Consider the following 21539-nt stretch of genomic DNA (forward strand, 5'->3'; position numbering starts at 1 on the left):
CGATGAATATCCCTAATCTGATTACCGTTCTACGCGTCCTGCTCATACCGATCTTCATTTTGCTGTTCTACTTGCCTTACCAATGGAGTTACCTGGCGTCAGCCTCGGTCTTCGCTTTTGCTGCCGCCACCGACTGGCTGGACGGATACCTGGCCCGACGCCTGGAACAAAGCACGCCATTCGGGGCCTTCCTCGACCCTGTGGCCGACAAGCTGATGGTCGCCGTTGCCCTGGTGTTGCTGGTACAGGAACATGGCAACCTGTGGCTCACGCTGCCGGCTGCGGTGATCATCGGTCGCGAGATCGTGGTATCGGCCTTGCGCGAATGGATGGCCGAACTCGGCGCCCGTGCGCACGTGGCCGTGTCGAACCTGGGCAAATGGAAAACCGCCGCGCAAATGCTGGCGCTGGTGATCCTGTTGGCCAATCCAAAGGACTTCAGCTTCTGGGTCCTGTTGGGCTACACCCTGCTGATGGTGTCCGCAGGCCTGACATTGTGGTCCATGGTTCAGTACTTGCGGGCGGCCTGGCCGCATCTGCGTACCGACGTGCAAAAGAAATAAAACTTTTTTGAATCAAGGGGTTGACGGCGCTTCTGAATTCTATAGAATGCGCCACACCAAGACGCGGGAATAGCTCAGTTGGTAGAGCACGACCTTGCCAAGGTCGGGGTCGCGAGTTCGAGTCTCGTTTCCCGCTCCAAATATTGTGTTACAGCGCTCCATTGAGCGCTGCAGCACTGGAAAATAGAGGCTTCGGCCTCTTTTTTCGTTCCGGCAATTTCTGCTGGGATCTGCTTTCAGCGGTTTCCAGACAGATGACGCATTGCCGGGTCGGCACATCTCTCCCCAATCCAATCGATCGAGAAAGGCAGGCTCAACGAGCAAATGCCTACTGCCCGGGCTTCGCCATTGGCTGCATTTGCATGTAGTTTTGGTGCCTCATCATGTTATCCATCATCATCTGTTGCATCCCCGTGTACCTGTCCATCATGTACTGGCGTTGACTTTTTTGCTCCGGAGTCAGGTTCGAGTAGTCCTGCCACCCCATCATGTGTTTGCCACCCATCATGCGTCCATTGCCCATCATTCCCGGCCCCCACATGCCGTTCATCATGCTCATTCCATTTTGCATGGTATTCCAATGCTCCTGAAGGAGCTTCTGCCGCTGCTGGGGATCCTGGGTTTGCTGGATTTTCTCCATCTGCGCCTGCATTTTCTTGAAGGTTTCTTGCGCCTGAGCCATCTGTTTATCGAACTCGGCAACACTGGGCGTTTGTTGCTGCGTCTGCGTCGCTTGAGATTGCTCTGCCGCCGTCACCCATAGGGGAGTTAACGAGGCGGCGAGGAAGAGCACGGCCAACCGGGTATTTTTCATGACTAGCTGCCTTGGTAGGGGTGGGCTGAACGGATCTTGAGTTAACCGATTGCGCTGCTTGCATCAGGCCGCATTCGCAAAAATCAAAGATTTCAGCATGACAACTTGATCATTAGCAGAGCTGTCACACGTGACCTTGACCTATATCAGATGCACAAGTGATTCCCCTCCAGCGCCGTAAACAACATGCCTTGGCGTTCCTCCCGCACCCGATAGAACAAAACGCCATCGAGCCTGCAATTGATAAAAATCAACTGGGCCTGAGCCAAAAGGAGCGATCAATAGCGTTCCCATGAATGTTCAAGGAAAGGGCCATGCGAATCACATTTCTAGGTGCCGCTGGCACGGTCACGGGCAGCAAGTACCTGCTGGAACACCGCAACCAGCATGTGCTGATCGATTGCGGTCTGTTCCAGGGCTACAAACAGCTTCGATTACACAATCGGGACCCGTTTCAGCTTCCGGTTGGCGACCTCGATGCCATCGTCCTGACCCATGCCCATCTTGATCACAGCGGATATTTACCCGTATTGGTACGCAATGGTTATCGCGGCCCGGTATACGCCACGCCCGCCACCTGTGAGTTGGTGAAAATCCTGTTGTTGGACAGTGGTCGCTTGCAGGAAGAGGAGGCCGAGTTCGCCAATCGGCATGGCTTCTCAAAGCACAGCCCGGCGTTGCCGCTTTACACTGAACAAGATGCCGAGCAGGCACTGAAACTGTTGCGGCCGGTGGAGTTGCACCACAAGGTGGAAATCGCCGCGGACATGACCATCCTGCTGCGTGGCGCCGGGCATATTCTGGGGGCCGCTACGGTGCAGGTGAATGCCGACGGCCAGGCCCTGGTGTTTTCAGGGGATTTGGGGCGGCCGGACGATCCCTTGATGTTCGCTCCGGAAACCGTCGAGCAGGCGGATTACCTGTTGGTGGAATCGACCTACGGTGATCGTCAACATCCCGGCGAGGCACCCCAGGCGCAATTGGCCGAGGTCATCACCCGTACGGCATTGCGCCGAGGGATTACCCTGGTGCCATCCTTCGCGGTCGGGCGTGCTCAGCTGCTGATGTATCACCTGTATCAGTTGAAGCTCAAAAGGGCGATTCCCGATATTCCAATCTACCTCAACAGCCCGATGGCCACCGATGTCACGCTGTTGTACCAGCGTTTTCGGAACGAACACAGATTGTCCCTGGAGGCGTGCGAGGGGATGTGCCATGTGGCGCAATTCGTACGCACCGTCGATGAGTCCAGAGCGCTTGATCAGCAACGCACTTCAGCGGTGATCATTGCCGCCAGCGGCATGGCGACGGGCGGGCGCGTGGTCCACCACCTCAAGGCACTGGCGCCGAATCCGGTTAACACACTGCTGATGCCAGGCTTCCAGGCCGGTGGCACCCGTGGCGCGCAAATTGTCGCGGGAGTGTCTTCAGTGCGTATCCATGGCAAGGATGTGCCGATCCGGGCTGAAGTCGTGCCGATGCAAACCTTGTCCGCACATGCCGATGCCGATGAAATCATGCAGTGGCTGCGTGGATTCAAGCAGCCGCCGAAACATACCTTTGTGGTGCATGGGGAACCTAACGCCTCGGATGTGCTGCGCCGACGCATCAGCCTGGAGTTGGGATGGTCGGTTTCGGTGCCGGAGTATCGCGACAGTGTTGAACTCTCCAGCATCGACATCACTGCCAGCGTATCAAGGTGAAAAAATCGCCGACGCTAGAGGCATTGCGGACAAAGTAGACGGGCCCGGTTGTACCCGGGTTGATCCAGATCAAACGGCATTTCTCGCTCGGCGCCATTGTTTGGATAACGATCACGAGAGCCCGGTCATGGCAAACAACAAGCTTTTCAGCGGGTATCACGCGGTTCAAGACTGGAGCAGGGTTGCGGTGCACAGGTATCTGCACTGGACGGGTACGGCTTCCTGGAAGCGTGAGGCCGCCATCCTGCTGTCAGGCTTGGTGGCGCTGATGGCGGGACATCTCACGGTATTTCTCTTCGCCTCTCACACGGTGCAGGACTTGGTAGGCACCTGTACGGCGCGATTGGAGATCGAGTTCGAGAGTGCCGGCACAGACCCCCTCACAATAGCCCTCGCGCGGCCCTTGTGTGAATGTGTGGCACATTCCTACCTCGATAAAAACGGCATTGTGCGCCTGGCCATGGTCAGCACGCATTTGCTTGACTCGATGGCGCTTGAGCCTGTGACGGAAAACGACGAAGAGGCCTGCATTAATACCTTATGGCAGCCCAATGTCGAACTGGCCAAGCGCCTGCGTTGAAGTCCTCTGCCTGGAACAAATCACGAGCCACGAAAAACGGTTGTTACTCATCACCCACCTGGCCCCTGCGCCACTCTCCCCGGTACGTTCCAGTCGCCACTCCAGGGCCTGGCGAAACTGCTCCACCTCTGCGCCTGCACTCATACTCACACGCCAAACGGATAGGTTTCGTCTTCCGGTTCCAGCTGCTGGTTTTTCGGCAGGGGCAGCGCGGTGACCGGCGTGGTTTGCTCGATCCAGATCATGGCATCGAATTGTTCGGCCAGCATCGACTCGAAGTAGTGGCTGAATCGCTCGCTTTCAGGACGGTAAATCACCCCGATGGCCCGTTCCAGCAAGGGCGCGGACAGAACGCTGCGCAGTTCTTTGCGCTGCGGGTCTCGCCAGTCGGTCAGGGACGCCGCTACCCCGGCCTTGAGAAACTGATGCTCCCAGCTGTCCGGTAGGGAAGGGCGGACGTCCTTGATCAACATTTCACCGTCCCAGTCATCGGCGGCAGCCACCTGGCCTCGGTCGGTCGCCATGCCGATCAGTACGGCATCGCGCCCAAAGGCGCTGCGGCACAGCTGACCGATATTGAACTGGCCCTTCCAGCCCATTTCCGTGGCGCCCGCATTGCCGATATGGGAGTTGTGGGCCCAGACGACGGCTTTGGCTTGCGGGCCTCGGTGTTCGAGCAGTGCGCGCAAGGTATCGAACATGTGCCGATCTCGCAGGTTCCAGGAAGCCGTCGACCCTCGATAGATCGCCCGGTAATACTGTTCCGCCGCCATCACCACTCGAGCGTTCTGGGTTGCATTGAAAAACGCCTCGTCGTCGCGGATGAGCCCGGCCAATTGTTCAGCCAGCATGGCATTGAGCTGCTCGACCACCGGCTGTTCACAGGGCATCACACCGTCACGTTCGACGAAGTGGCCGTACAGCGCCGGATCATCCTGCCACGGCGTCAAACAGCCATAGCGGCGCCGGGCTTCCTGGCCCAGGTGCGGGTCGACCCGGTCGAGATAGCCCAGTACTTCATGAATGGAGTTGCGCAAGCTGTAGACGTCCAGGCCGCGGAACTCGACGCGGCGGTCGGGAACCTGTTGGTGATTGTACTGATGAAGCCAATAGGTAAACGCCTTCACCTCGCTGTTGCGCCACATCCAGGTCGGGAAGCGGCTGAAGATGTGACGCTTCCAGGCTGAATGCGCCAAGCCCCGCACGTATTGGTCGACATGACCGGCGTCCGGCCAGTCGGCTTCAACTGCGACGATATTGAATCCGTGCCGCTGGATCAGAGCCTGGGTGATTGCCGCCCGGGTTCGATAGAAATCGCCGGTTCCATGGCTCGCTTCACCGATCATCACCACACGTGCATCGGCGTAGCGATCGAACAGGTTGGCAAAAGCGGGGGAGTCCAGCTCCGGCAGGGGTTCAGCGTATTGGCGTAACACTGGGGCTATGTGCGCCGTGTCAACGTGATGTTGCTGGCCGAACGGCTCTTCCGGAAATGTCTGCGAAGGTGAGTGCATGAGCTCATCCCCCAAAAGGTGGGTTGCTGGCGCAGGCAGGGCGCTCGGGTCATACCAGGCGATCACCCGCCCAGGATCATGGCGCAGGTTCTCCATACTGGCGTTAACGCTTCTAACACTCGGTGGCCTTCTGCCTGACTATTGCTACACCGCGACCACGCGGACGGGTTGAGGTTTGTCAATAAAAAGCGCAATCCCCCGCCCTCATTCTCGTCACGGAACAAGCACTATCGCCCCATTGAACTGGCCAGTGCGCAACAGCGCCAATGCCTGATTGGCATCATCGAGGGAAAAATGGGTGGTGTCGCAGTGTACGGGTGTATGTAGCAGTTCGTTAAAAAACGCTGTGCCATCGTCGCGGGTCAGGTTGGCCACAGATCGTACGCTGCGCTCGCCCCATAGCAGCCGATAAGGAAAGGCCGGGATGTCACTCATGTGAATGCCGGCGCAAATCACGCAGCCCCCCTTGACGGTGACGGCCAGCGCCAGCGGTACCAGCGCCCCGACCGGAGCGAAAATCAGGCTGGCATCAAGCAGATGAGGGGGAATCTGGTCCGACGAGCCGGCCCATCTCGCCCCCAGGGATCGGGCATACGCCTGTCCTTCCGTGTCGCCCGGTCGAGTGAAAGCGTACACCTGCTGGCCTCGTCCCCGTGCGACTTGAATGGCCAGGTGCGCGGCGGCCCCAAAACCATAAAGCCCAAGATGGCGTGCGCTTTTGGCCATTTGCAAGGCGCGAAAGCCGATCAGCCCGGCACACAGCAACGGTGCGGCCTCAGTACTGGAGAGAGCCTCTGGGATAGCAAAACAGAAGCGTTGGTCCGCCACGACGTATTCGGCGTAACCGCCGTCCAGATGACAGCCGGTGAACATGGCCTGGTCGCAGAGATTTTCCCGACCGGTCTGGCAGAATGCGCACTGACCACACGTCCAGCCAAGCCAGGGAACCCCCACACGCTGGCCGATGCGCTCAGGGTTTGCGTGGGTGCCCAGCGCGACGACTTCACCAACGATTTCATGCCCCGGCACCCGGGGCAGCACCGCTTGAGGCAACTCACCGTCCACCAGATGCAAATCGGTGCGGCAGACGCCGCAGGCGAGGACTTTGATCAACAGTTGATTGGCACTGGGCGTAGGAACGGGCCGATCTTCCAATAGCAGTGGTTGACCGGCTGTATGCAAAACCATGGCGCGCATAATGATGCCCGGTCGACGGGGTCAACAGACAGGAGGGCGATGGCAGCCGGCAATCAACTGCTTGAGGCCTTCCAGATCAAGGATTTTCACGTCACGGCCTGAGATTTCCACAAGTGCCTGATCCCGCAGGTGTGCGATGCCCCGACAAATGGTTTCCAGGCGCAGCCCCAGGTACGAGCCAATTTCCTCGCGGCGCATTTTCAAGACGAAATCCGTCGATGAATAGCCACGGGTCTTCAAACGTTGCGACAGGTTCAGCAAGAAGGCTGCCAGACGCTCGTCCGAGCTCATGTTGCCCAGCATCATCAACATGTCGTGATCGCGCACGATCTCCCGGCTGAGGATTTTGTTCAGATTGTGCTGCAGGGAAGGCAGCTCATGGGCAAGTTCTTCCAGGTGAGCAAAGTGGATGGGGCAGACTTCGCTATCTTCAAGGGCTACCGCATCGCACGCATGCAGATCCGTGCTGATGGCGTCCAGCCCAAGCATTTCGCCGGGGATCTGGAACCCCGTGACTTGCTCGCGGCCATCGATCGAAAGGATGCTGGTCTTGAACGAGCCGATTCGCACCGCATAAAGCGAGCGCAACGGATCGCCTGCGCGGTACAGCGCTGCGCCCTTTTTGACCTTGAAGCGTTGCACGATCAACGTGTCCAGACGCTCGACTTCCGGGCCGGTCATGCCGATGGGCAGGCATAGCTCCATCACACTGCAGTTTGTGCACGCAGCCTTCAGGAAATGTACTTGTACAGCGCGGATTTCAGGCATGAGAAGGGAAGTCAATGGCGGATGACCCCCTAAGGATAGGCGGTGTGGCAGCTGACACGCCCCGGATTCCCGGGATAGCTGGTGTAATCGACCAGCGGACCATCCTTTATGCACTTTTACCCAAATGGCGACGTGGGCATTTGATGTAAATCAAGTCTTGAGCGCCTCAGACTCCCAGAATCGGTTGAGGCCTATCAACAGCCCGGTCCTTTGGCGGAGAAGTGCATGAGCAATTTCCTGAATGCTGAACAACTGGAGGGCCTGGATGCTTATTGGCGGGCATCCAACTATCTGGCGGTAGGGCAGATTTACCTGAGAGCCAATCCGCTACTCAAACAACCCCTGACCCTGGCGCACATCAAGCCGCGGCTGCTGGGCCATTGGGGGACGACGCCCGGGCTGAACCTGATCTATACCCATCTGAATCGATTGATCAAACAGTACGACCTGAACATGATTTTCATTGCCGGTCCCGGCCATGGCGGACCGGCGGTGGTCGCCCAGACCTACCTCGAGGGCACCTATACCGAATTCTGCCCCTCCGTGGAGTGTAATGAAAACGGCCTGCTTCGCCTGTTTCGCCAGTTCTCCTGGCCGTACGGCATCTCCAGCCATGTATCGGCGCAAATCCCGGGATCAATCCATGAAGGTGGCGAACTGGGTTATAGCCTGGCCCACGCCTACGGTGCCGCGTTTGACAATCCGGATCTGATTGTCGCTTGCGTGATCGGTGACGGCGAGGCCGAGACAGGGACACTGGCAGCCAGTTGGCACTCCAACAAGTTTCTCAACCCTGCGCGGGACGGAGCGGTATTGCCCATCCTGCACCTCAATGGCTACAAAATCGCCAATCCCACCGTACTGTCCCGAATCAGTGAGGATGAACTCTCGGCCCTGTTGTATGGCTATGGCTACGATCCGTACTTCGTCGAAGGCGATGACCCGCTGCAGGTGCATCAAGCACTGGCGCAGACACTGGACACGATGGTTCTGAAAATTGCTGATATTCAGCATGATGCACGACGACCCGGGCAATCCGCGCCGCCGCAACGGCCGCTGTGGCCCATGCTGGTGTTGCGCACGCCCAAAGGCTGGACCGGTCCGAAATTCGTCGATGGTCATCGAGTCGAAGGCACGTGCCGCGCGCATCAAGTGCCGTTGACCGATTTCGCACAGCCGTTGCATCTGCGCCAGCTGGAAGAGTGGCTCAACAGTTATCGGCCTGATGAACTGTTTGATGAAAATGGTGCGTTATTGCCCGATATTGCAGCGCTGGCGCCGACCGGACACCGACGGATGAGCGCTAACCCCCATGCCAATGGTGGTGTGTTGATGCGCCCTCTGGATTTGCCGCGATTTCGCGATTATGCCGTGAAGTCTGATGCACCTGGCAGCCTGCGTGCGGAGGCTACACGGGTGATGGGTACGTATTTGCGCGACGTGATGAAAAATAACCTGGCGTCCCGGAATTTCCGCCTGTTCGGCCCGGATGAAACTGCCTCCAATCGTCTCGATGCGGTCTATGACATCAGCGCCAAGGCATGGATGGACCCGCTGGAGCCGGACGACCTGAATCTGGCCGCCGATGGGCGAGTGATGGAGATTCTCAGTGAGCAGGTCTGCGAGGGCTGGCTCGAGGGCTATCTACTGACTGGACGTCATGGTGTGTTGTCCTGTTACGAGGCCTTCATCCATATTGTCGATTCAATGGTCAACCAGCATGCCAAATGGCTGAAGACCGCCGCTGAAGTACCTTGGCGTCAACCCATTGCTTCGCTGAATTATTTGCTGACATCCCACGTCTGGCGTCAGGACCATAACGGGTTTTCCCACCAGGACCCGGGGTTCATCGATCTGGTAGCCAATAAAAAGTCCGACATAGCCCGGATCTATTTGCCTCCCGATGCCAATTGCCTGCTGTCAGTGACGGACCACTGCCTCAGAAGCCGCAATTACATCAATGTCATCGTCGCTGGCAAACAGCTGGAATGGCAGTGGCTGGATATCGATGCAGCCATTGGGCACTGCCAGAAGGGTATCGGTCGATGGGACTGGGCGTGCCGCGATGACGAGGATCCGGATGTGGTAATGGCCTGCGCTGGTGATGTGCCTACCCTGGAAACGCTGGCCGCCGTCACCTTGTTGCGCGAGTACGTGCCGGACTTGCGAGTTCGGGTGGTCAACGTCGTGGACCTGATGGTGCTGCAGCCGTCGTACCAGCATCCCCATGGCATACCCGACAGTGAGTTCGATGATCTTTTTACGCTGGACAAACCGGTGATATTCGCTTTCCACGGCTACCCGGCGCTGATTCACCGCTTGCTGTACAAGCGCACCAATCATCAGAACTTTCACGTGCGAGGCTTCAAGGAAGAGGGCGCGACCACCACCCCCTTCGACATGGCAGTAATCAACAATCTGGACCGTTATCAGCTGGCGCTGGACGTCATTGAGCGCGTGCCTCGTCTGCAGGATCTGATTCCGCTCGCAAAGGCGCGATATTGGTCGACGATGGAGCGGCACAAGCTCTATCTCATCGAACATGGGCAGGACATGCCCCAAGTCCTGAATTGGCAATGGACGCAAGCGGGTCGTTAAGTACTACGCGGCAACTGCGGCTCGAAAACACCAAAAAAACGGCCGGTTCCCCGGCCGAATACAGGTTGCCCCAGCGTCAGTCGGCTTTGATCTGCACGACTTTATCGGCATTCATGGCTTCAGGCTTTTTCGGCAGCGAGAGGCTCAGCACGCCTTTGCTGAAACTCGCCTCGATCTTATCGGCATCGACCCCTTTGGGAAGGCTGAACACCCGCTCAAAGGAACCGTAGTGACGCTCGCTGAGGTAATAGCCTTTGTGTTTTTCTTCCTTGTCTTGTTTCTTTTCCCCTTTGATGATCAGGCTGCCATTGGACAGTTTGACCTCGATGTTTTTCTGATCCATGCCGGGCAACTCGGCAGTGATTTCGAAACTGTTGTCTTTCTCGGTGATGTCCACGGCAGGCAGGCTGTGACCGCCAAGCTCCCTGCGCCAGAAGGGATCCACATCAAACAGGCCACGGCTGAAGGGAGACAGGTTTGAGCGGTGGCCGAAGTCCTCGAACAGGTGATCAACCTGTTGCCGGAGTTTTTCCAAGGGGCGCCAAAGATCATTGCCAGCTGATTGTTGAGCGGCCTTGACGTCGTTGGTCACGGGCATTTTTTTCACGGAATTGCTCATTTCTACACTCCTTCATCGTACGTGATGATTGACGGCTGACTCTAGTTTCTGCTGAACGTCCCAAGCGTGTTTGACCTGGATCAGAAAGAGGGCAAACACCTGTTCTTTCCAATTGTCGCCTGCACCTGGCCTGTGGCCTGCTTCAATGAATGAGCCAGATCGCAAAGGTTAAGCCTCGATGCTCAGTAAATGGCTGGACCCCATGTTGTTGTTGCTCACCGCCCTGACGCTGTTGGTCGGGGGCGTCGCGCATCTTGCGCATCGATCTGACTGGGCATCGATCTGTTGGGCGACGGGTAGCCTGGTGATGGCCTTGATCCTGCTCGTCGAGATTGTCAGGCGGCTGGCGCGAGGGGAGGCAGGTGTAGACTTGATCGCATTGCTGTCGATAATCGCCGCGCTTGGCTTCCAGCAGAATTTGGTGGCTGCGGTGATTGCCTTGATGCTGGCATCCGGGCGTACTCTGGAATTTTTCACCAAACAACGCGCTGAACGCGAACTGCGGGCACTCACCGAACGCGCGCCACGTTTTGCCTGGTTGCAGGAAGAGGGCGCCTTACGCAAGATCCCTGTTGAGCAAATCCAGCCCCATCAAACATTGCTGGTACGTCTGGGCGAAGTAGTGCCGGTCGACGGCCGCCTGCTCAGCGCGACCGCCATTGTGGACGAATCGGCACTCAGCGGTGAGTCGTTGCCCGTCACCCATCGTCAGGGAGAGCCACTGCCCAGTGGCATTTCCAACGTTGGGGCACCCTTCCTGCTGACCGCTACACGGACCTCAGCTCAAAGTACCTATGCCGGGATCGTTCGGCTGGCCGAGGCCGCCCGCCGTTCACGTGCGCCCTTTGTGCGAATGGCTGATCGTTATGCGTTGTTCTTCATACCGCTGACGTTGCTGATTGCCGCCGTGGCCTGGCAAATGAGTGGCGATCCCTTGCGAGCGTTGGCGGTGCTGGTGGTGGCTACCCCTTGCCCGTTGATCTTGGCGGTGCCCATTTCCATCATGTCAGGTATTTCGAGAGCGGCACGGCGCGGGATCCTGATCAAGGATGGAGCGACGCTGGAAGCGCTGGCAGGGGTCAAACAGGTTTTTTTTGACAAGACCGGCACCCTCACCAGCGGGCATGCTCATCTGCAATCGATTGAAGTCAATGGACTTGCCGATCCGCAGCATTTGCTTGTCCTGGCCGCTTCGCTGGCGCAGGCCTCGACTCACCCCGTCTCCCAGGCCATCGTCGAAGCGGCGCATCAGCGCCAATTGCCCCTTGGCGTCCCGCAGGATGTGGAGGAAACACCGGGCGCCGGGCTTTGTGGGCGAATCGAGGGTACGCGTGTGCGCTTCGGCACACTATCTTTTGTTGGCAATGATGCCTCTGCGACTGAATGGTCGTCAGCCATGCTTCGCCACATGGATTATCTTGCGTGCAGCGGGAGCTTCATCGAGGTGGATGGGCAACTTGCTGGGCTGCTGATTTTTTCGGATACCGTTCGCCGCGAAACGCCACAAACCCTGCGTCGACTGCGCAACAAAGGTATCGAGAGGATCGTCATGCTGACCGGGGATCGTTTGGAAACTGCCGAGATGATTGCACTGTCGGCAGGCATTGACGAACTGCGTGCCGGGATGACGCCTGAGGACAAAGTGCGCGCTGTAGAGCAAGGTTGCCAGCGCATGAGCACGCTGATGGTCGGCGATGGCATCAACGATGCGCCTGCATTGGCAGCGGCTAACGTCGGCGTGGCCATGGGCGCCAGCGGTGCCACGGCTTCTGCGCAAGCCGCCGGTGTCGTCCTGTTGGTGGATCGTCTTGATCGCCTGGTCGAGGCGCTGGACATTGCCCGACAAACCCGCTTCATCGCTCGCCAGGGTGTGCTGGTTGGCATGGGAATGTCGTTGCTCGCCATGGTAGTGGCAGGCCTTGGTTACTTGCCACCGCTGATCGGAGCCGTAGTACAGGAAGGCATCGATGTCGTGATCATCGTTAATGCCCTGCGGGCATTGGGGCCGTTACGAGGGCGCAGTAAGCGAAAGCTTTCTGCAGCACACATGGATCGACTGCAAGACGAACACCAGCAACTCTCCCGCGTGCTGAGCGATCTGCACCAACTGGCCAGCGACTTCAATCAGCGACCACGTGCGCAAGCACAGGCCGACTTGCTGGAATTGGTCGACAAGCTGCAAACGTCACTCGTGCACCATGAACGGGAAGATGAAAATACCTTGTATCCTCTGCTGATACGGAACATGCCGGGCGAGGACCCGATGGCGGCCATGAGCCACGCTCACCGGGAAATTTTTCGCCTTGTCCATTTGCTGGCGCGCATGTGCAGTGACTTCCGTTCCGAGCCGGCATCGATTTCTGCTGATGAGATTCAACACCTGTTGATTCGCCTGGATACCCTCGTGCAACTGCACTTCGAGCAGGAGGAGGAACTGTTTCGATACCTGGATTGGCGCTAATGTTCGAATCGGCACTGGGTGCCCGCCATTCTTCGTCAACTGAATCGGGCGTGCAGGGTGCCCCAGGCAGGGCGAAGATACCCTCAGAAATTTTTTTGAAATCAAGGGGTTGCAAGCTCCGGGAAATGAGTACATAATTCACGCCATCGAAAGCACTGACGGCTGAAAAAGCTCAATGTTTTCAAGGAGATAGAGCGAGATCAAGATCTCGTTTCCCGCTCCAGTTTTTACGCATTTGATGTCGCGCTACTGACAGCAGATGTTTTGAGGCCGAGTAGCAAAATGGTTATGCAGCGGATTGCAAATCCGCCTACGCCGGTTCGATTCCGACCTCGGCCTCCACTATAAATAGCCCCGTAGATCAATGATCTACGGGGTTTTTTATTGGCTTCAGGAAAGTAAAAGTTTGCGCAATGTTCACCAGGTGTTCCGCAACCGCGACACCGACTGAATTGATGCGTCCGCCTATCAGAATTTTCCTACAAAAAAATTGACCGCAAAGCCTTCTGGTCGTTAACTGTATATTCGTACAGTATCGGAAGTCGTGCGTCATGAGCTTTGCAATTCTAGGACCTATCGGCCAGGGCGGTCGGAAACTGCCGCTCTGCCTGTTCCAGGTGCCAGCGGGTTTTCCATCGCCGGCCGCGGACCACATCGAGGCGCACATCTCCCTGGATGAGGTGCTCAATATCCGCGCACCGCACGTCTACCTGGTATCGATCACCGGGGAGAGCATGCAGGGCGCGGGAATTTTTGAGGGTGATCTGGCGATCGTGGATCGCTCGCTAGAACCGGCCCATGGCCATATTGTCGTTGCCTTGCTGAATAACGATCCGGTGTGCAAGCGCCTGTGCATTCGCGGCAAGGACGTGATCCTGCTGTCGGAGAACCCCAAATACCCGCCGCGCTATGTACTGGAAAGTGACGAGCTGTCGATCTGGGGTGTGATCACGGGCAGTGTGCGCAGCCATGTCTAAGCCAGCGCCGGTCTACGGTCTTATCGATTGCAACAGCTTCTATGCCAGTTGCGAACGGGTGTTTCGCCCGGACCTGGCCAAGGTCCCGATCGTCGTCCTGTCGAACAACGATGGCTGCGTCATCGCGCGCAGCTACGACGCCAAGCCTTTTGTGAAGATGGGCGAGCCGTATTTCCAGATAAAGGACAAACTTCGTCAGCAGGGTATCGTCGCCTTCTCGTCGAACTATGCCCTGTATGGCGACATGAGCGAGCGGGTGATGACACTGATCGAGTCGATGGTGCCGGCGGTCGAGGTGTACAGCATCGATGAGGCGTTTGCCGACCTGACCGGCATCGAAGGGCTGGACGTCCTTGGTCGGCGGATTCGCAGCCAGGTGTTGCGGTGCACCGGTATTCCGGTCGGCGTTGGCATCGCCCCGACCAAGACGTTGGCCAAGCTGGCCAACCACACGGCGAAACGCTTGCAGGCGCAAACCGGTGGCGTAGTGAATATTTGCGACCCGCTAAAACGTGACTGGGTGCTGCGCAACACCGACGTGGGTGAAGTGTGGGGCGTGGGCCGGCGCATGAAAGTGCACTTGAACGCACTGGGCATCAAGTCAGCCATGGATCTGGCCAAGGCGGATGCCTGGTCGTTGCGCAAGCACTTCAGCGTGGTGATCGAGAAAACCGCCCGGGAACTGGCGGGTACGCCGTGCCTGGAGCTGGATGAACCGGACCCACCGAAGCAGGAGATCTGCTGCAGCCGAATGTTCGGCATGAGGCTCAAAGAGCTGCCACCGATCAAGGAGGCCGTCGCCACCTACATGATGCGCGCCTCGGAAAAACTCAGGGCTCAGAATTCGCTGTGCAAGAAGATCAGGGTCAGTATCCGTACCGGCATGTTCAATCCCGAGGAAGCCAAATACGCGAACGGTGTGGTGGTGGATCTACCCTATCCAACGGATGATGTGCGTCTGCTGACCAGGACGGCCGTCGAAGCGCTTGATCGGGTATTCCGCCCCGGATTCGCCTATAGCAAAGCGGAGGTCATGCTGCTGAACCTGTGCCAGCACGGCGAGTACACCGATGACCTGTTCGCCACCTCGCAACCGGCCGAGGCAAGCCGCGTCATGGCGGTGCTGGATCAGATCAATGGCAGGTGGGGAAGGGGGACGCTGCGCGCGGCCAGCGTGCCGAGCAATCCCGATTGGGGCATGCGCCGGGAAATGATGAGCCAAAGCTATACCACCAGGCTGGACCAGCTTTGGCGAATTTCATGCGTTTGATCAGGCAGGCAATGGCCGGCGTGCACTTAAGGCACCGCCCCATCGAGTGGTGTGACGTATTAAAGTTTGACATCCAGTCGAATCAATTTGGGCCCTTGCTGCCGTTCAATATATGCAGCGACGCGATCACCGATTCGTTGGAAACCAAGGTCGACGGAATGTTCAGCGCCATCACCTGTCAACCGATCAATAACTTCGTGAGGACCGGTCATGTCCATCGCTGACGATACCGTTGACTACCTGCGTGATAACTCCCTGGTGCTAACGACGGCCGAATCCTGTACCGCCGGCAAGATCGTTACGCTGCTGTCTGAGGTCGAAGGTAGCGGCGAGTTCATTGAGTGTGGTTACGTGGTGTATTCGCCGCAGGCCAAACAACGCGTTTTGCATGTCAGCCCGCGCACTATTGAAACCTTCAACCTGACGAGTGTGGAGGTTGCCAGGGAAATGGCAATGGGCGCCCTGCGTGACAGTACCGCCAATGTCGCGGTGGCCACGACCGGGATTCTTGGCCCGGAAGATGTCGATGGCATTCCCGCCGGCACCATTTGCTTCGCCTGGGCGTTTCAGTCGCAGGAGCAATGTCGTCTTTTCAGCCACGAGCATCAGTTCTCCGGCACCCGCTGCCAAGTGCAAACAGCAGCTACCGAATACGCTTTGAAACGGCTTCCTGATTTTCATCGTCGCGCGCTCACCGAAGGAGAGTAAAGCCTGATGAATGACGATGCCGAACATCCCGATTTGCACGGTCGTAAATTACCTGTCCGCGAAGGAGATTTCGGTAATTCGGCGGGGTAGCTGATTCGTTCAGTTGGGCACAGCTTTTACGCACTGGAAAAAGACGGCTTGGTCGTACAAAAAAGGCGCTCCGAAGAGCGCCTCGTTCAGGCTGTTAGTTGAGTTGTTTCAGATCAGACTTCCCCGAGCCATCGATATTGATGCGCTTGGGTTTGGCTTCCTCTGGAACAACCCGCAGCAGATCAATGCTCAGCAGCCCATTGGCCAGCGATGCATTTTGAACCTCGATGTGATCCGCTAAACGGAAAGACAGTCGAAATGCCCGTTGCGCAATACCTTGGTGCAGGTAAATCGCCTCCTTATCACTTTCTCGCTTGCCGCCGGCAATGGTCAACACCTCCTTCTCGACTTGAATGTCCAGATCCTCCTCAGTCAAACCCGCCGCCGCTATGACGATTCGATAGTGATCATCGCCATGCTTTTCGACGTTATGAGGTGGATAGGTCGTCGAGGCCGCCTCGCTGCGAAGCGCGGATTCAAAAAGGTCGTTGAAACGATCAAAGCCTACCGACTGACGGAACAGTGGGGCTAACGAAAAGGTAGTAGCCATAGCTAAATCTCCTGAGTTTTCTCCAAGTGATTTATGACGCGACCCGGTTTCGGCATCGCGTACAAAATATATAGCGACGTCAGAAAAACGATTCAAGAAGGGTAAAAATAATTTTTTGTTCTCAAACGCTGGGCGCGTCCAAGAGGTCATTCATATGGTGTGCGTGGCCTTACCAACTAATTTCTTTTGAACACCATTGACCGTCTGGCGCCTAAGGATTATCAGCCTCTGGAGGATCGAATCATGTCGCAAGCAACCAGTTATTTTTCGATTGCTGTCGCGGTGATCATTCTGCTCGTTGACCTCTGGGCTATCGTTAGCGTGTTTCGCAGCGACAAAACGGTCGGTGTAAAAGCGGCTTGGGCGATCGGCCTCATTCTCTTTCCGGTGGTAGGACTGATCGTGTGGGGAGTTGCCGGGCCACGCGGTATCAAGGAGGGTCCTAGCTCGCCGGAACACAGCAAAGGTTCATCGCAGCCCGTTTGTCGTACGCGACAAAAATTTTTGAAATTAACCTCATTGCGCTCGCTTCATATGAATGCAGGTGGGCATCCGAGTTCTGAGTGAGCGAACTGTAATTTTGATGAAAACACCGCACGCGCGCACCGCGTGCGGTGTCTTTTTTAATCTGGAGGTGAGCAGCATGGTCAGCAAGCAGCGTACGCTATTGGACATGTTCCACGTCTCAACCCTCTCCTTTGAGCGGGAGGCGCAACGGGTTTCCAGAACCTTGATGTCGTCGTTGCCGGGATCTTCCGCTAAACGCTCAACACGAAAATAAGGGACCTTTCCATGTCGGAACCGCCTTCTTCATCAGCAACCCCCCTACGCGCCTTGTTTGGTCATGTGACCCGTTATGGATGGGGCGGCAGGGTGTTTTGGCTGGTTCTAATGTGCGTGATGTTGGTGCTGATGGTCAGCGGTTACGGCGCTTTCGTCGGAGCCAACAAGGACAATCTGCGTTTCGCTTTTCTTGGCGGCCTGTCCGGCTTTGCCGCGACAGCAATGGGGGCCGTCGTCGCGATTGCACTGCGCGATATTGCGGCGCGTACCCAGGACATCATGCTTGGCTTCGCTGCAGGAATGATGCTGGCTGCCAGTTCTTTCTCGCTCATCCTGCCGGGGATCGAAGCGGCCCAGGAGCTCAGCGGTAACCGTTTGCTCGCGGCGAGTATCGTGGTGCTGGGATTGGCGCTGGGTGTTGCATTGATGATCGGCCTCGATCGATTTGTTCCTCACGAACATGAAAAAAGCGGCCGGCGCGGGCCTGAAGCCAAGCGCATCAATCGAGTCTGGCTTTTCGTCCTGGCGATCACCCTGCATAACCTGCCGGAAGGCATGGCGATAGGTGTCAGCTTTGCCACCGCAGACATGCAGGTCGGCATACCGCTGACGACCGCGATCGCGATCCAGGACTTACCCGAGGGTTTGGCGGTCGCCATGGCTTTACGGGTGACCGGGATCTCGGCACTGCGCGCGGCACTCATTGCAGTCGGGTCTGGCCTGATGGAGCCCTTTGGCGCCCTTGTCGGCCTGGGTATTTCCAGTGGCTTCGCGTTGGGCTACCCCATCGCACTTGGCCTGGCCGCCGGGGCCATGATCTTTGTGGTCTCCCATGAAGTCATACCAGAGACGCATCGCAACGGTCATGAAACCCCCGCCACCCTGGGTCTGATGTTGGGCTTCGGCGTCATGATGTTCCTCGATACCGCGTTAGGGTAGCGCTGGATTCTGACTGGCTGGATCAAATTCAAGCTCGAACCGACGGCACCTCTCAATCCGTCTAGGAGACCATCATGAAAAGGCTCTGCGTGTGCCTGAGTCTCTGCAGTGTGTTTATGCTGCATGGGTGTTTTGACAGCTCAAAGAACACCACCAAAGACAATACCGACGGCAGCAAGTCATCTGTGCAAATGCAGGAGGGCAAAGCTGAAGAGAGCAAGTAACCGGCGTCTGCACCAGGGTGATGCCCACCTTGCTCGTTGATCCAGGAAAGACTGTCCAGCTACGGCATTTGCTGCCGGCGAGGGCAGAGCATTTCCGAGCCTCGAATCAAGTCGCATTACTCCATGGGTTAACTAAGGCTCATTCATGAGCTCTTGCGCTCTTACTTCCGAGTGTTCCCATCTGTGGTTACTTTGTAGCTGCGGTGAGGGAAAATGCTCATTCAGTAAAACGGCATGTTCCAGCGCTTCTCTAAAACGTTTTTTTGCCCTTTTTTTTAGCTGCAGATAAACCAGAAACATTTCACTGTCGAAGTCACTATGTTCCAGGAGGTCGAGTGCCGACCGATTGATGGCGTTTGCCTCCTCAAAAAGCTTTTGGTTTCGCTCCATCGCTAGGCGGCGGCACGCATTAATTTGGTCGGCTGAATGGTTCGACATGACGGTTCCGCCTTCAAATCATCCCTGTCATTTTCCTGATCGCCCACATCCTGAAATGGGTGTCGGTTCGGTTCTGTACAATTCAGACCGTACGATCGGCCGGTGATATCAACGAAATTCTATTTAAAAAATCGATCATTGGCCCTGGCAAATGACAAACAAAACCACTTTCTCGCAGATGACAGTGGCCCGAATCTTCATCGTGAGGTCGCCCAGATTTTTCTCGCCCATTCACCTCTTATTCTGATGAGGTGGGACGTCACAAAAAATTTCGAGAAAATGACGGCCCGTCGACCGGGCAAGCCATACGTCTATCCTTTGCACGCCACTTTCCAGGAGGCATACCAAAATTACTGGAGAATATTTTGGTGAAATGCGGTTGATCAGCAAACCCGCACGCCAAACCCACTTGAGAAATGGAGAAGTCGGTTTGCTCAAGGAGTTCTCTGGCTCGGGTCAATCTTGCAAGCTTGAACCAATCACGTGGGGCGTGGCCCGTAGCTTTCTTGAAAGCGCGGGAGAAATGGCTTCGTGACAAGGCACACTCTTTGGCTACGACGGAAATCCGAATGCCACAATCAAGGTGCTCCATCATGACTTCCTTCGCCTTGCGCTCCTGCCAGTAACTTAGCCTGTCCCGCTCGCGACTGGACGCCAGTCGCGCAAAGGGGTCTGCGACCGTCATGATCTGCTCAGCGCCAGCCCCGGGAGCGGCGATAACGATGGGGGTCAGGCGGCCACCGCCCCGGCTGGACTTGAAGACTTGTACAGCGTCCACGTCGCTCATTGTGACCTCTAGAGGGGGGAGAAGAGGTCTATTGTGGCCATCATCAATGGGTCGAAAGCGCTCGATCGGGCCTTGCGTGCGCCCGTTTGGGCCAGATCGTCAGCGGGGTTTGCGTAGCTCGCTTGGCGTTAGATTCAGGTAGCGCTTGAACAGGCGAGCAAGGTAAGAGGGGGAATCCAGTCCCACCGCCAGGCTGACTTCGAGGATCGATAGTGATGTGCATGAAACAAGCCGGGCGGCAGTTTCAACTCTCGTGCGATTGGTGAAATCCAGCAGGGTTTCGTCGGTAACAGCTTTGAAAATACGCGTAAGGTGACGCCGAGACAGGTGAAATTCATGTCCAATCGACTCAATCGTCAAGTCTGAGTCCAGATTCTCCCGAACGTATCGCTGTATGTCGTGCACCAGGGTGGCTTGCTGCTGTTGTTCACTCGGCGGCGGTAGGGTTTGCTGACAAGCGATAACCCGCGTGCACTCCTCGAAGAGCAGATGATTGAGGTGGGGCAATTGGCGCTCAAAGGCCTGCGCCGTCGCACAGCTTTGAAGTTGGTCATGCAGGCGCAAGATACCTTCCAGCACCTCGGTCGCTTGCCAGATCCCTGATCGATTGACCTGTTTGGCGAAACTTCGGCAACCGAACATCTGTCCCTGGTGTTTGACGTAGGAGGGGTCGACATACAAGGTCATATGTTTCTCCCGCCCCGGAGCCGCCTCAGTGGCGTGGGCAAAGTCTGCCGGCACAAAGGAAAACGATTGGCGCGATATGTGAGAGGTCTGGCTGCTTTCGGTCGAGAGAAACAGCCCACCCTGGCGCGGTAACAGCAGCATATGACAGTCGTGGGCGTGCCAATCCACGGCGTAGCCACTGGTGTCGCTAGTCTCCAGGTGAAACACGTCGGGCGAGTTGGCATTGAGCTTGGGGGACATATAGGTCATCAAGACCCCTTTATATAAATTCACCGATGCAATAGCCCGGTTGTAATGGTCTTGGCGGCAGTGGGATATTACGGTTAATAATAACGTGTATCATTATCATACATGTCTTGCGGGCGCTGATCGACCCGGGCTAGAGCGTTTTACGCTGATTTTCAGTTCTGGCGCTGTCCTCGCGAAGAGCTGTAGGCGACGCAGGGCAGACATTCAAGTGGTCATGACATCTGTAAACTGCGGTCGGCGGGTTGTGTCACATTCAACTGTGATTTCAAATCGACCAGACAGCTCCCTTCGCCCTTTGGATGTCAATGAAAGGGCCCGGCTATCGAGGTCTTGAGTAACCCATTTGCGGTTTAGCGCTGTCTGTAGCAAAGCCGCTCCCAACGCGCCACCCAGATGAGGGCGCCGCATGCTCCAGTCCAGACACGAGCAAGCGAAACGACGTCGCTGAGCCTTGACTTGCGCTACTTCTATACCGATAGCAGCCATCGCCGCTTCGCCGCTGTCAGTCAGCTGATAGGCACGGTCATCAGTGTCCGAGGCCGTCAACCAATCTGACTCGATGAAATGGTCATGCAAATGAACCGCCAAGGTTCCGGCCATGTGGTCATAACAGGTACGCGCAAACTGCAATCGGTTGGGAGTGTTTGAAACAAACCCGGTGTTCGCATGCTGACTAATGACCATGAGGGCCTCCAGCGCTTGGGCCACTTGTGTATCCGCCAGGCTGTAATAGCGATGCCGTCCCTGCGTGTGCAGCTTGAGCAACCCGTCCTCTTTGAGTCTTGCCAGATGCGCGCTCGCGGTGGAGGTACTGACCTCAGCGATGGCGGCCATTTCGGTACTGGTTCGCGCGTGGCCGTCCATCAGCGCACAAAGCATTTTTGTCCTGGCAGGTTCGGCAATGGCGCCGGCAATCCGAGAAAGGGCAAGCTCATTGCCTTGGCAATCCATATTTCGTTCCTGAACGAATCGTCAGCGTAATAGATGTTCGATAGTAACTGTTCTTTGTGAACAGGACGC

The 21539-nt window shown here is 56.8% G+C and carries 19 protein-coding genes, 2 tRNA genes and 1 pseudogene; 12 read left to right on the forward strand and 10 right to left on the reverse strand.

Features of this window, described 5'->3' with window-relative positions; genetic code table 11:
* The first annotated feature begins 2 nt into the window (after positions 1–2).
* Complete coding sequence (gene pgsA / locus BKX96_RS07470; RefSeq protein WP_046820120.1) at positions 3–563, forward strand: CDP-diacylglycerol--glycerol-3-phosphate 3-phosphatidyltransferase; 561 nt, start codon at positions 3–5, stop codon at positions 561–563.
* A gap of 63 nt (positions 564–626) precedes the next feature.
* A tRNA-Gly gene (locus BKX96_RS07475) sits at positions 627–702 on the forward strand.
* Positions 703–891: 189 nt separating this feature from the next.
* On the opposite strand, the gene BKX96_RS07480 is transcribed toward BKX96_RS07475, so the two are convergent.
* Positions 892–1377 (reverse strand): hypothetical protein, encoded by a 486-nt coding sequence (locus tag BKX96_RS07480; protein ID WP_046820119.1) that lies wholly within the window; start codon positions 1375–1377, stop codon positions 892–894.
* Positions 1378–1691: 314 nt separating this feature from the next.
* Here BKX96_RS07480 and BKX96_RS07485 point away from each other — a divergent pair, with 314 nt between their 5' ends.
* Complete coding sequence (locus BKX96_RS07485) at positions 1692–3080, forward strand: MBL fold metallo-hydrolase RNA specificity domain-containing protein (protein ID WP_235431894.1); 1389 nt, start codon at positions 1692–1694, stop codon at positions 3078–3080.
* A gap of 127 nt (positions 3081–3207) precedes the next feature.
* Entirely contained in the window at positions 3208–3660 is a 453-nt protein-coding gene (locus tag BKX96_RS07490; RefSeq protein ID WP_046820117.1) for a hypothetical protein, read from the forward strand.
* Between the two features lie 146 nt (positions 3661–3806).
* Here BKX96_RS07490 and BKX96_RS07495 read toward each other — a convergent pair whose 3' ends face one another.
* The 3 genes from BKX96_RS07495 to BKX96_RS07505 all read right to left on the reverse strand — a co-directional run bounded on the left by BKX96_RS07495 (position 3807) and on the right by BKX96_RS07505 (position 7139).
* Positions 3807–5174, reverse strand: a complete 1368-nt coding sequence (locus BKX96_RS07495) for an erythromycin esterase family protein (protein ID WP_077183869.1) — start codon at positions 5172–5174, stop codon at positions 3807–3809.
* Positions 5175–5387: 213 nt separating this feature from the next.
* Positions 5388–6371, reverse strand: a complete 984-nt coding sequence (locus BKX96_RS07500) for a zinc-dependent alcohol dehydrogenase family protein (protein WP_077183258.1) — start codon at positions 6369–6371, stop codon at positions 5388–5390.
* 21 nt (positions 6372–6392) lie between these two features.
* A complete protein-coding gene (locus tag BKX96_RS07505) occupies positions 6393–7139 on the reverse strand; it encodes a helix-turn-helix domain-containing protein (protein WP_077183259.1) in 747 nt (248 codons plus the stop codon).
* 225 nt (positions 7140–7364) lie between these two features.
* On the opposite strand from BKX96_RS07505, the gene BKX96_RS07510 reads away from it, so the two are divergent.
* Positions 7365–9737, forward strand: coding sequence for a phosphoketolase family protein (locus BKX96_RS07510; RefSeq protein ID WP_077183260.1), 2373 nt, complete (start codon positions 7365–7367; stop codon positions 9735–9737).
* A 76-nt stretch (positions 9738–9813) separates the two neighbouring features.
* Here BKX96_RS07510 and BKX96_RS07515 read toward each other — a convergent pair whose 3' ends face one another.
* Positions 9814–10356: an Hsp20/alpha crystallin family protein gene (locus tag BKX96_RS07515; protein WP_046820113.1), complete on the reverse strand. Its 543-nt coding sequence runs from the start codon at positions 10354–10356 to the stop codon at positions 9814–9816.
* Between the two features lie 178 nt (positions 10357–10534).
* Between BKX96_RS07515 and BKX96_RS07520 the strand changes: the two genes are divergently transcribed.
* The 5 genes from BKX96_RS07520 (at position 10535) to BKX96_RS07545 (ending at position 15772) form a co-directional block, all read left to right on the forward strand.
* Positions 10535–12817: a heavy metal translocating P-type ATPase gene (locus BKX96_RS07520; RefSeq protein WP_077183261.1), complete on the forward strand. Its 2283-nt coding sequence runs from the start codon at positions 10535–10537 to the stop codon at positions 12815–12817.
* A 268-nt stretch (positions 12818–13085) separates the two neighbouring features.
* A tRNA-Cys gene (locus BKX96_RS07525) sits at positions 13086–13159 on the forward strand.
* Between the two features lie 209 nt (positions 13160–13368).
* Complete coding sequence (locus BKX96_RS07530) at positions 13369–13794, forward strand: LexA family protein (RefSeq protein ID WP_046820111.1); 426 nt, start codon at positions 13369–13371, stop codon at positions 13792–13794.
* On the forward strand, positions 13787–15064 hold the full coding sequence (umuC, locus tag BKX96_RS07535) for a translesion error-prone DNA polymerase V subunit UmuC (RefSeq protein ID WP_046820110.1): 1278 nt from the start codon (positions 13787–13789) through the stop codon (positions 15062–15064). The genes BKX96_RS07530 and umuC overlap by 8 nt, the downstream gene beginning before the upstream one ends.
* A 210-nt stretch (positions 15065–15274) precedes the next feature.
* A complete protein-coding gene (locus BKX96_RS07545; RefSeq protein WP_046820108.1) occupies positions 15275–15772 on the forward strand; it encodes a CinA family protein in 498 nt (165 codons plus the stop codon).
* A 184-nt stretch (positions 15773–15956) separates the two neighbouring features.
* Here BKX96_RS07545 and BKX96_RS07550 read toward each other — a convergent pair whose 3' ends face one another.
* A complete protein-coding gene (locus tag BKX96_RS07550; RefSeq protein WP_046820107.1) occupies positions 15957–16412 on the reverse strand; it encodes an Hsp20 family protein in 456 nt (151 codons plus the stop codon).
* 243 nt (positions 16413–16655) lie between these two features.
* Here BKX96_RS07550 and BKX96_RS07555 point away from each other — a divergent pair.
* Positions 16656–16880: pseudogene (locus tag BKX96_RS07555) on the forward strand (PLD nuclease N-terminal domain-containing protein); the annotation flags it as partial.
* Between the two features lie 324 nt (positions 16881–17204).
* Positions 17205–18134, forward strand: coding sequence for a ZIP family metal transporter (locus BKX96_RS07560; RefSeq protein ID WP_077183262.1), 930 nt, complete (start codon positions 17205–17207; stop codon positions 18132–18134).
* Between the two features lie 356 nt (positions 18135–18490).
* Here BKX96_RS07560 and BKX96_RS07565 read toward each other — a convergent pair whose 3' ends face one another.
* The 4 genes from BKX96_RS07565 to BKX96_RS07580 form a co-directional block, all read right to left on the reverse strand.
* On the reverse strand, positions 18491–18796 hold the full coding sequence (locus BKX96_RS07565; RefSeq protein WP_077183263.1) for a hypothetical protein: 306 nt from the start codon (positions 18794–18796) through the stop codon (positions 18491–18493).
* 259 nt (positions 18797–19055) lie between these two features.
* Positions 19056–19583 (reverse strand): helix-turn-helix domain-containing protein, encoded by a 528-nt coding sequence (locus tag BKX96_RS07570; protein WP_077183264.1) that lies wholly within the window; start codon positions 19581–19583, stop codon positions 19056–19058.
* Between the two features lie 99 nt (positions 19584–19682).
* Positions 19683–20519, reverse strand: coding sequence for an AraC family transcriptional regulator (locus tag BKX96_RS07575; protein WP_077183265.1), 837 nt, complete (start codon positions 20517–20519; stop codon positions 19683–19685).
* Between the two features lie 204 nt (positions 20520–20723).
* Positions 20724–21470 (reverse strand): ArsR/SmtB family transcription factor, encoded by a 747-nt coding sequence (locus tag BKX96_RS07580; protein ID WP_077183266.1) that lies wholly within the window; start codon positions 21468–21470, stop codon positions 20724–20726.
* Positions 21471–21539: the final 69 nt, after the last annotated feature.

The organism is Pseudomonas putida, assembly GCF_001976065.1.
GTDB lineage: Bacteria > Pseudomonadota > Gammaproteobacteria > Pseudomonadales > Pseudomonadaceae > Aquipseudomonas > Aquipseudomonas serbica.